At 63.1% G+C, this 469-nt stretch carries 1 protein-coding gene; it reads right to left on the reverse strand.

Annotated elements, in window-relative coordinates; all coding sequences use genetic code 11:
• Positions 1–243: 243 nt before the first annotated feature.
• Positions 244–469: hypothetical protein (locus tag AC6EI8_RS26660; protein WP_498383421.1), on the reverse strand; the 226-nt coding region annotated here is incomplete at its 5' end.

Consider the following 469-nt stretch of genomic DNA (forward strand, 5'->3'; position numbering starts at 1 on the left):
CTGGAAATCGACTGTGCTGCCCGGGGGAAGCAAGACACCCAGGGCCACCATGTTTTCATCGGTGCAGTTCTCGATATGGACCGGGAACGCCGGTCCGCCATCGTTGATCTTTGCCATCCCCATCTCCTCAGTGCCCACAGGGCAGATTTCCGTTCTCGTCCGTCTCCGCGCCGCAGCTGATGCACACGCGCTTGAGCAGCGCTGCCAGCAGCCGCGCTAGGCCGGCTTCGGTCCATTGGTGCGTCATTGCTTCTCCAGGTGCTCACGGCACATCGCCTTGATCGCTTCGCGGTCGTAATTGCTGTCGCCGAGTCTGGCGTCGGTATGGCTGCCGGCGAACTGGACATAGACGTCGCGCACGGCGATGTGTCCGCGCTCGACCTCGTAGATCACCGACAGCTCGTAGTGCGGGCTGATCGCCGGGCCGTCGTGGCACTCGCGGGTGAAGATGTGGCGGCTCATTGCTGCT

The sequence above is a fragment of the Cupriavidus sp. R6-3 genome (assembly GCF_059772245.1).